General features: G+C 46.8%; 1 protein-coding gene (only partly in view). It reads left to right on the plus strand.

The window, feature by feature from the left end:
• On the plus strand, nucleotides 1-11,017 hold the 3' portion of the coding sequence (pksL, locus tag MKX71_RS09210) for a polyketide synthase PksL (protein ID WP_339231976.1). The gene continues 2,612 nt to the left of window position 1, outside the view; 11,017 of the gene's 13,629 nt are visible here — the last part of the coding sequence; its start codon lies beyond the left edge, outside the window; its stop codon occupies nucleotides 11,015-11,017.
• Nucleotides 11,018-11,022: the final 5 nt, after the last annotated feature.

Raw genomic sequence — 11,022 nt, forward strand, 5'->3', positions numbered from 1 at the left:
ACATATTCCTCAAACAGCGGAGCAGGACGTTTCTTTGTCCTCAGATTCTGACATATCCGCAGTTATTCCGCTTTCTGCCCGTAATCAAGAACGTCTTCGTGTATATGCAAAACGTCTCTTGGATTTTCTTCATGATGGGATTCAGATTAGAGATTTGGCGTATACATTGCAGGTAGGCCGTGAACCGATGGAAGAACGGGTTTCTTTCTTAGCATCCGGAATTCAAGAATTGAGCGACCAATTGAAGGCTTTTATAGAAGGACGAAAAACCATTCAGCATTGCTGGAAGGGCCGCGTGTCAAGAGGAAGCGAACCATCGCGTCCCGCCGAATCGGTACATAAATTGCTGGAGCAAAGAAAACTTGATCAAATTGCGGAGCAGTGGGCGAACGGATCTGGTGTTGACTGGAAGCTGCTTTACGAGGGAAACAAACCAAAGCGGATCAGCCTGCCGACTTACCCATTTGAGAGGGTGCGTTATTGGGTGCCGAAAGCGGAGAAAAAGACTGATCGTTCAATACAGGAGCGGTACATCCTGCATCCTCTTCTGCATCAAAATGTGTCCGACATATCGGGTGTCCGCTTCCGTTCAGCGTTTACAGGCCGTGAATTTTTCTTGAAGGATCATGTCATAAAGGGCGAACACGTTTTACCTGGCGCAGCTTTATTGGAGATGGTTCGGGAAGCTGTGGAAAGGGCAGCTGCGGATCAGTTCCCGACAGGATTCCGGCTCCGGAATATCGTCTGGGTCCGGCCGTTCGCCGTCACGGAACAGCAGAAAGATATAGACGTACGTCTATATCCTGAGGACAATGGTGAGATTACATTTGAAATCTGCCGGGACCCTGAAAGCGCAGAGGAGTCGCCGATTGTATATGGGCAAGGGAGTGCAGTGCTTTGTGAGGCTGGTGAAAATCCGGTTATCAACATTGAAGAATTGAAGGCAAGCTATAATGGCCGGACGCTGTCACCTTTTGATTGCTACGAGGCTTATACAGAAATGGGTATTCATTATGGTGACAGCCACAGAGCGATCGACAGCCTATATGCCGGCGAAAACGGAGTTCTAGTGAAATTGACGATGCCTCCTGTAATCTCTGATACAGAAGACCATTATATTCTGCATCCGAGCATGATAGATTCGGCATTTCAAGCATCTATCGGTTTGAGGCTGGGAGGAGCTACGAGTTTAGAAGACAGAAAGGCAATGCTGCCTTTTGCCATACAGGATGTCCAAATCTTCAAAGGCTGCGAGGCATCTATGTGGGCGCGGATCACATATAGCGAGGGCAGTACAGCTGGGGATCGTATGCAGAAGCTTGATATCGATTTATGCAATGAAGAGGGGCAGGTTTGCGTGCGATTGACGGGCTATTCTGCAAGAGTGTTAGAAATAGATCAAGAAGGTTCTTCTGAAGCGACTGACACGCTATTGTTCGAACATATTTGGGAAGAACGTGCTGCAGAGAGGCAAGAGCTCATAGAGTACGACACACATAAAGTCGTTGTCTGTGATGTTGGAGAACAAATGGAAAGCCTCCAAAATCATCTTGACTGTACAGTTCTGCAGCATGATACAGAGACAATTGATGAACGGTTTGAAGGTTATGCCATACAGTTATTTGAAGAAATCAAACAGCTAATGCACTCAAAAACAGGGGGACATACATTCATTCAAGTGGCGGTGCCTGCGTTGGACGAGCCTCAGCTATTAAGCGGCTTAACTGGATTGCTCAAAACGGCTGAACTGGAAAATCCAAAACTGACAGGACAGTTGATCGAAATAGAAACCGGGATGTCAGCTGGTGACCTATTCGAAATATTGGAGGAAAACAGACGCTATCCGCGTGACACGCATATCCGGCACTGGCAAGGGAAGCGATTTGTAAGCAAGTGGAAAGAAGTGTCTGGTGAGCACCTAAGTGCTGACATGCCATGGAAGGATAAAGGCGTGTATCTGATCACAGGCGGTGCGGGCGGTCTTGGATCCATCTTTGCAACTGAAATTGCAAACCAAACGAATGATGCGGTTGTGATCCTGACAGGACGCTCTCCGCTTGATGAAAGGAAGAAGAAGAAGCTTAAAGCCTTACAGAAACTTGGCATCCAAGCGATTTACAGACAAGCTGATCTGGCTGACAAACAAACGGTTGATGCCTTATTAAAAGAAACCCAAAACGTTTATGGAGACTTAGATGGCATCATTCACAGCGCCGGTTTAATAAAAGATAATTTCATTATGAAGAAAAAGAAAGAAGAGGTTCAAACCGTTCTTGCTCCAAAGGTAGCAGGACTGATTCACCTTGACGAAGCAACGAAAGATATTCCGCTCGATTTCTTTATCCTTTTTTCCTCAGGTGCCGGAGCAGTAGGAAGCGCGGGACAGGCTGATTACGCAATGGCCAATGCATTTATGAATGCATTCAGCGAATATCGCAATGGCCAAGCAGAGCTGCACAAGCGTTACGGAAAAACTCTTTCAGTGTGCTGGCCGCTGTGGAAAGACGGGGGCATGCAAATTGATGCGGAAACTGCAAGGATGCTGAAAAGAGAAACAGGCATGGTGGCCATGGAAACAGATCGTGGGATTCAGGCGCTATATCATGGCTGGACGTCAGGAAAGCCGCAAGTGTTAGTTGCTTCCGGTGTTACTGATCGGATTCGTGCATTTTTACATGAAACGGGACATGGCAAAGGCCAATCTCACGATATCAAAAAAAGCAGTCTCAATCAGGAGGCAGAAAAAGCAGACATGATCGGGGAAATTGATGAAGAGATACTAAGAGAAAAAGCGGAGAACTATTTTAAACAGGTGCTTTCTTCGGTGATTAAGCTGCCAGCCGGCCAGATTGATGCTGAAGCTCCTCTCGAGGATTACGGGATCGATTCTATCATGATCATGCATGTAACGGGTCAATTAGAAAAAGTATTCGGTTCTTTGTCCAAGACGTTGTTCTTTGAATATCAGGATATTCGCTCATTAACACGGTATTTTATTGATTCCCGCAGAGAAAAACTGCTGGACATCTTGGGAATTGAAACAGGAAAACCTTCTGTTGAAAGAAAATCAGAACCTGAAAAACAAGAAATCCCAGTTACCCTAAGAAAGTCTGGATTTCTTCCTTTGCGAGATAAAGAGCAGAAGCAGTTAAGAGAGAAGGAAACGGAAGAAATCGCGATCATCGGTATCTCAGGTCGCTATCCGCAGGCAGACAACATTAATGAATTGTGGGAAAACCTGAGAGACGGTCGAGACTGTATTACTGAAATTCCTGCAGACCGCTGGGATCACAGTCTTTATTATGATGAAGATAAAGACAAGCCTGGAAAAACCTACAGCAAGTGGGGAGGCTTCTTGAAGGATGTAGACAAGTTTGATCCGCAGTTTTTCCATATATCGCCGCGTGAGGCAAAATTAATGGACCCGCAAGAGCGTTTATTTTTGCAGTGCGTGTATGAAACGATGGAAGACGCAGGCTATACAAGAGAGCACCTCGGCCGTAAGCGTGATGCTGAGCTTGGCGGAAGCGTCGGTGTTTACGTCGGTGTCATGTACGAAGAATATCAGCTGTACGGGGCACAAGAGCAGGTGCGGGGAAGGTCTCTGGCTTTAACGGGAAATCCATCATCCATCGCGAACCGGGTATCTTATTATTTTGATTTTCACGGACCGAGTATTGCATTAGACACCATGTGTTCTTCTTCTTTAACGGCTATCCACTTGGCCTGCCAAAGCCTGCAGCGCGGAGAGTGTGAGGCGGCATTCGCGGGCGGCGTGAATGTGTCAATCCATCCAAATAAATATTTGATGCTCGGGCAGAACAAATTTATGTCCAGCAAAGGCCGGTGTGAAAGCTTCGGACAGGGCGGAGACGGCTATGTGCCGGGGGAAGGCGTTGGAGCAGTGCTTCTGAAGCCATTGTCTAAAGCAGTTGAAGATGGTGATCACATTTATGGAATCATTAAGGGGACAGCCATCAACCACGGGGGAAAAACAAACGGGTACTCAGTGCCCAATCCGAATGCCCAAGCAGATGTCATCAAAAAGGCGTTTGTGGAAGCGAAGGTTGATCCGCGGACAGTCAGTTACATCGAAGCCCACGGCACGGGAACCTCTCTCGGTGATCCTATTGAAATCACAGGGCTGTCCAAAGTGTTTACGCAAGAAACCGATGACAAACAATTTTGTGCAATAGGGTCAGCCAAATCAAATATCGGGCACTGTGAAAGTGCGGCAGGTATCGCAGGAGTAACGAAGGTATTGCTCCAAATGAAATACAGGCAGCTTGCGCCTTCCCTGCATTCAAACGTGCTGAACCCGAATATTGATTTCCTTAACTCGCCGTTTAAAGTACAGCAAGAGCTAGAAGAGTGGAAGAGGCCGATCATCAGTGTCAATGGCAAAGACATCGAATTACCGAGAATCGCAGGAGTCTCTTCATTTGGTGCCGGGGGTGTGAACGCCCATATTTTAATAGAAGAGTATGCTCCGGAACCTGTGGAGGAACGTTTACCAGCGAGGAAACAGCCGGCTGTCATTGTGCTCTCAGCAAAAAATGAGGAAAGACTTCAGAAACGCGCGGAGCGATTGCTGCATGCCATTCGTGAACAAACATATGTTGAAGCAGATTTACACCGAATTGCCTATACGCTGCAAGTCGGCCGGGAAGCGATGAACGAACGGCTGGCGTTCGTTGCGGAAACGATGCAGGAGCTTGAAGAAAAGCTGTATGAATGTATCTCCGGAACAGAAAATCGTGAATATGTCTATCGCGGACAAGTAAAGAGCAACAAAGAAGCCATTGCTGCTTTTGCTGCTGATGAGGATATGTCAAAAACAATTGAGGCATGGCTGCAAAAAGGAAAATATGCGAAGGTTTTAGACCTGTGGGTAAGAGGTTTGCGAATCGACTGGAGCACGCTATATCAGGATCAAAAACCGCGGCGCATCAGTTTACCTGCCTATCCTTTCGCAAGAGATCGCTATTGGATAGACGTACATGCAAAGGCTGAGGAAAAAAGACCGGAGGAGCCATTCGTCCCGGTACAGCCTGTCATTCCAAAGCCGTCTGTAGACAGAGAAGCCAGTGGCAAGCCTGCCAATATTACGTTACAGCCTTTAATGACCAATCAGGATCGTTTGGAGCGGACAGCATCTCTGGTTCCATCAGATACAGAAACAGAGACGATCACGGCGGAAGCCTTGTGCGATGAACTGACAGCGGGCTTAGCGGAAGTGCTGTACATGGACCAAAACGAGATTGATCCAGACGAAGCATTCATAGATATCGGTATGGACTCGATTACCGGGCTCGAATGGATAAAAGCAATAAATAAACAGTATGGCACATCACTAAATGTCACAAAGGTATATGATTATCCGACAACACGTGATTTCGCTGTTTACTTAGCACACGAGTTAAGCACACAGGCTGGGGAGAAAAAACAAACGGAGACGTACACGCCGATCAGACAAAAAACAGCGGTACCTGCTGCTAAACCAGCTAATATATCTCTGCAGCCGTTAGAACATCATCAGCCAGTGCAAGAGGAGGCTGAAGAAACGATTCAATATGCAGCGGCAGAAATATCTGCATCAAGACAATATACTGTAGCAATTGAAACGCTGCATGAAAACTTGAGGGAAAGCATAGCAGACGTGTTATACATGGAGCCATACGAGGTGGATATTGACGAAGCGTTCATAGATATCGGAATGGACTCGATTACCGGACTCGAATGGATAAAAGCGGTGAACAAGCAATACGGAACGTCTTTTACGGTAACCAGAGTATATGATTATCCAACGATACGTGATTTTGCCGAAATGCTAAAGTCCGAGCTTGGAACTCATCTTGATAGAAAGATAGAGCATACTGACTCTTTCGAAGCAGCCCAGCAAAAGCCAGCAGCACCATCTAATCCAAAGCCGGCAGAACGGCCGCTACAGCCTGTTCAACATCCAAAAAAGAAAGAACATGTGAAGAAAACGGTTCCTGTTCATCAAGACCGCCCGGAGGATGCGATAGCGATTGTCGGGATGTCGGGAAGATACCCGGGCGCTCGTAATGTAAGAGAGTACTGGGATAACCTGGTTCATGCGAGAAATGCCATTCGGGACATTCCAACATCACGGTGGGATGTTGACAAATACTATGATCCTGTCCTCAACAAAAAAGGGAAAGTCTACTGCAAATCAATGGGGATGCTGGATGATATTGAACATTTTGATCCATTGTTTTTTAATATTCCGCCATCAGAAGCGGAACTGATGGACCCGCAGCATCGAATCTTTTTGCAGGAAGGCTATAAAGCCTTTGAGGATGCCGGATATAATGCCCGAACATTAAATGAGAAAAAATGCGGCGTTTATCTTGGGATTATGAGCAATGAATATGGAGTTATGCTGAATCGGAAGGCAAGAGCAAATGCCACCGGGAACAGCTTTGCGATCGCTGCGGCGCGTATTCCATATTTTCTTAATTTAAAAGGGCCTGCGATTCCTATTGACACCGCTTGTTCATCTTCATTGGTCGGCACACATTTAGCGCGCCAGGCACTTATAAACAAAGAAATTGATATGGCGCTGGTCGGCGGGGTCAGCTTATACCTGACGCCGGAATCTTACATGAGTATGTGTGAGGCCGGCATGCTTTCACCTGATGGACAATGTAAAGCATTTGACAATAGCGCGAATGGTTTTGTGCCCGGCGAGGGTGCGGGTGCGCTGGTTCTGAAAAGGCTGAAAGATGCAGAAGCGGACCGTGACCATATTTATGGCATTATCATTGGCTCGGGTATTAATCAGGACGGGAAAACAAACGGAATCACGGCACCGAGTGCAAAAAGCCAAATGGATCTGGAAAGAGACATATATGAAACATACGGCATACATCCTGAGAGTATCAGTTATGTCGAGATGCACGGCACAGGAACAAAACAAGGCGATCCAATTGAATTAGAAGCTCTGTCCACCGTATTTCAAGAAAAAACAGACAAAAAGCAGTTTTGCGCAATCGGTTCCGTCAAAAGCAATATTGGTCATACATCCGCGGCGGCAGGAGTAGCCGGGGTTCAAAAAGTGTTATTGTGCATGAATCATAAAACACTTGTGCCGACATTGAACTTCACGACACCGAATGAGCATTTTGAATTTGAGCATTCTCCTTTATACGTAAATACGGAGCTTAAGCCTTGGGAAATGGCTGATGAAAAACCGCGGAGAGCATGTGTGAGCTCTTTCGGATATAGCGGAACGAATGCCCATATTGTGATAGAGGAATATCAGCCTGACAAGAGGAACGATCCATTAACAAAGCAGCACCGCTCAGCATTATTTGTACTCTCAGCGAAAAAAGAGAAGCAATTGAAGGCCTATGCGGAAGCAATGAAAGATTTCGTAACTTCCAATGAAGATATCGATCTGGAGGATATGGCATACACACTTCAGACGGGCCGGGAAGCAATGGATTATCGCATGGCGTTTTTGGCGGATTCGAGAGAAATGCTGATCAAAGCTTTAGATGATTATTTGGCTGAAATGCCGAACGGCAGCATATTTGCTGCTCACGTGAAAACGAAGAAGAGCGAAATCAAGCTGTTTGAAACGGATCATGATGCCAAAGCATTGCTGCAAACATGGATAGAGAAAAAAAGGCTGGAGAAAGTAGCGGAACTATGGGTGAAAGGGCTGCAGATAGATTGGAACAAGCTTTATGGGGAATACACGCCTCGCCGAATCAGCCTGCCTGCTTATCCGTTCGCGGAAGAGTATTACTGGCTGCCAACTCAAGAAGGTGAACCCGAAACCATTGCTACAGCTCTGCCTCAATCCGAACTGATGCCAAAGCGCTGCTTTCTGCGTAAACAGTGGCAGCCTTGTCCGATTGAACCGGCAGAAATGACGAATCAAACCGTCGCCATTTTGGCAAATGAGGAGACAATGGCATTAGCGGAAGAGCTTTCGACGTATTTCTCGACATACCGTATATTTGACAGCCAAGAGCTGGATCGGGTATCTGCTGCTGACTATGAACACGTTGCTGGAGCAATCGATCTGATCGGGTGCGGAACGAGCCATGAGCATTCTATGGGCTGGATAAACTGGCTCCAAAAGCTGATCGAGCAAGGACGTGCAAGCAAGCATCATTTGACGATCTTGGGTGTAACAAAGGGGCTGGAGGCCTACGCAAATGAGGGTGTTCTTTTGTCTGGTGCTTCACGGGCCGGTTTATACCGCATGCTTCAAAGTGAGTACAGCCATCTTACTTCAAGACATGCAGATATGGAATGCGAAGCCTCTCATGAGGAGCTGGCCAGACTGATTGCAGTTGAATATTATGCCAAGAGCACAGAATCAGAAGTCTGTTATCGAAACGGACAGCGATATCGCGCATATTTGACAGAGCAGCCAGCAGAAGCCGCTCTAAGTCATAAGCAAGTATCGTTTTCAACAGACAAAGTCCTGCTCATTACAGGCGGGACAAGAGGTCTCGGCTTGCTGTGTGCGCGGCATTTTGTGAAAACATACGGCGTTAAGCGGCTGGTCCTTATCGGCCGTGAAGAGCTTCCGCCGCGTGACCAGTGGAATTCGGTAAAAATGGCCTCGTTTGCCGAGAAAATAAAAGCCGTTCAAGAGCTAGAAGACATGGGTGCGCAAGTTCAGGTGCTGTCTCTGGATCTCACAGACAGGGTTGCTGTCGAACAGAGCCTGAAGACAATACACGAAACAATGGGGGCGATTGGCGGAGTCATCCATTGTGCCGGGATGGTGAACAAACAAAACCCGGCTTTTATCAGAAAATCACTAGAAGAGATCGGACAGGTGCTTGAACCGAAAGTCGAAGGTTTGCAAACGTTGTTTGACCTGCTTCAAGATGAACCATTGGCGTTTTTCACCTTGTTTTCATCAGTATCAGCGGCCATCCCTGCACTAGCAGCAGGACAAGCTGATTACGCGATGGCAAATGCTTTTATGGATTATTTTGCGGAGGCTCATCAAGATAAATGTCCCATTGTAAGCATTCAGTGGCCTAACTGGAAGGAGACCGGTTTAGGCGAGGTTCGAAGCAAAGCTTTAGAACAAACTGGATTGATCAGTTTGACAAACGACGAGGGATTACAGCTGCTTGACCAGATTCTATCAAACAGACAGTATGCTGTCGTGCTGCCGGCAGTACCAGATACAAACGTTTGGAAGCCGGATAAGCTGATGCAGCCGTCACTGCCTGTCGAAGCTCTCTCGCATCCTGAGACGAAAGAGCAAACCGGTACTCGCAACCTGTTCCCTGAAACAGTCGACTGGCTCGTAACTCTTTTTTCAGATGAACTGAAAATAGCTGCAGAAGACTTTGAAACGGATGAACCTTTCCAAGAATACGGAATCGACTCGATTATATTGGCCCAGCTGGTACAGCAGATGAACCAACAATTAAATGGAGATATTGATCCGTCAATTTTGTTTGAATACCCGACAATAGAATCCTTTGCACACTGGCTCATTTCGAAATATGACATATCAGCTGTTTTACAGCCATCTGTTCCTGAGAAACAGACACCTTTCAAGCCGCAATCAGCAATGAAACAGAAGCCGGTGCCAGAACAGCGGCCGCAACAGATAAGCCATGAAAAAACGGCACTTCTTGCTGAGGACATCGCTATCATCGGTCTTAGTTGCAGGTTCCCAGGAGCGGAAATCCTAGAGGAATACTGGGATTTAATACGTGATGGACGGTCTGCGATTGCGCCTGTTCCGCCTGAACGATTCGGTAACTCTAGCTCAAATTACGCGGGCCTCATTGATGAAATGAACCGATTTGATCATGATTTCTTCATGATGTCCGAAAACGATGTCAGAGCGATGGACCCTCAAGCTTTGGCTGTATTGGAGGAAAGCTTGAAGCTGTGGTATCACGCCGGTTATACAGAGAAAGAAGTGAAAGGCATGAGGGCTGGTGTTTATATAGGAGGCCGCAGCCAGCACAAGCCTGATCCGGCCAGTCTTTCAAAAGCAAGAAATCCGATAGTCGCTGGCGGACAAAACTATTTAGCGGCTAACATTTCACAATTTTTTGACTTGAAGGGACCGAGTATTGTTCTGGATACCGCTTGTTCCTCTGCGCTGGTGGGGCTGAATATGGCCATTCAGGCTCTGCGAAGCGGAGATATTGAGGCAGCGGTTGTAGGCGGCGTCAGTTTGCTTGATGCTGATGCGCATCGAATGTTTTATGAGCGCGGACTTTTATGTGACAAACCGTCATTCCATATTTTTGATAAGCGGGCAGACGGTGTCATTTTAGGAGAAGGCGTGGGCATGGTTCTCGTCAAAACCGTCAGCCAAGCGCTTGAAGACGGAGATTCCATATATGCAGTTATTAAAGCCGCTGCGATTAATAATGACGGAAGAACGGCTGGCCCATCATCTCCGAATCTCGAGGCACAAAAGGACGTCATGCTGTCAGCGCTTGAAAAAAGCGGCAAAAAGACTGAAGAGATCAGCTATCTCGAAGCGAACGGATCGGGGTCGGCAGTAACAGATTTACTTGAATTAAAGGCAATCCAGTCCATTTACCGTTCTGAATCAAAGGCTCCGTTAGGGCTGGGATCGGTGAAACCTAACATCGGCCATCCATTATGTGCAGAGGGGATTGCGAGCCTGATTAAAGTAGCTTTAATGCTGAAGCATAGACAATTGGTTCCGTTCCTGTCAGGTAATGAAAATATGCCGTATTTTGATATAGAAAAAACAGATTTGTATTTCAGCAGATCGCAAGCCGAGTGGAAGGAGACAACGCCGGTTGCGGCAATTAATTGTTTTGCAGATGGCGGAACGAACGCCCATCTCATTATAGAAGCCTGGAATGAATCGGTTGCTCGTCCAATTAGAAGAAAACCTCTGCCTTTGCCGGAATTAAATAGGCAGCCCGTTTTATTCAAACCATCAGCTCAAAACGTGCAGGAAAAAGTGCATTCAGACACAGGGGCTTCTAAAGATATGTTTTGGAAAACTTTCAAATAAGAGAG

It is taken from the genome of Bacillus sp. FSL M8-0071 (assembly GCF_037975455.1).
GTDB classification, from domain to species: domain Bacteria; phylum Bacillota; class Bacilli; order Bacillales; family Bacillaceae; genus Bacillus; species Bacillus subtilis.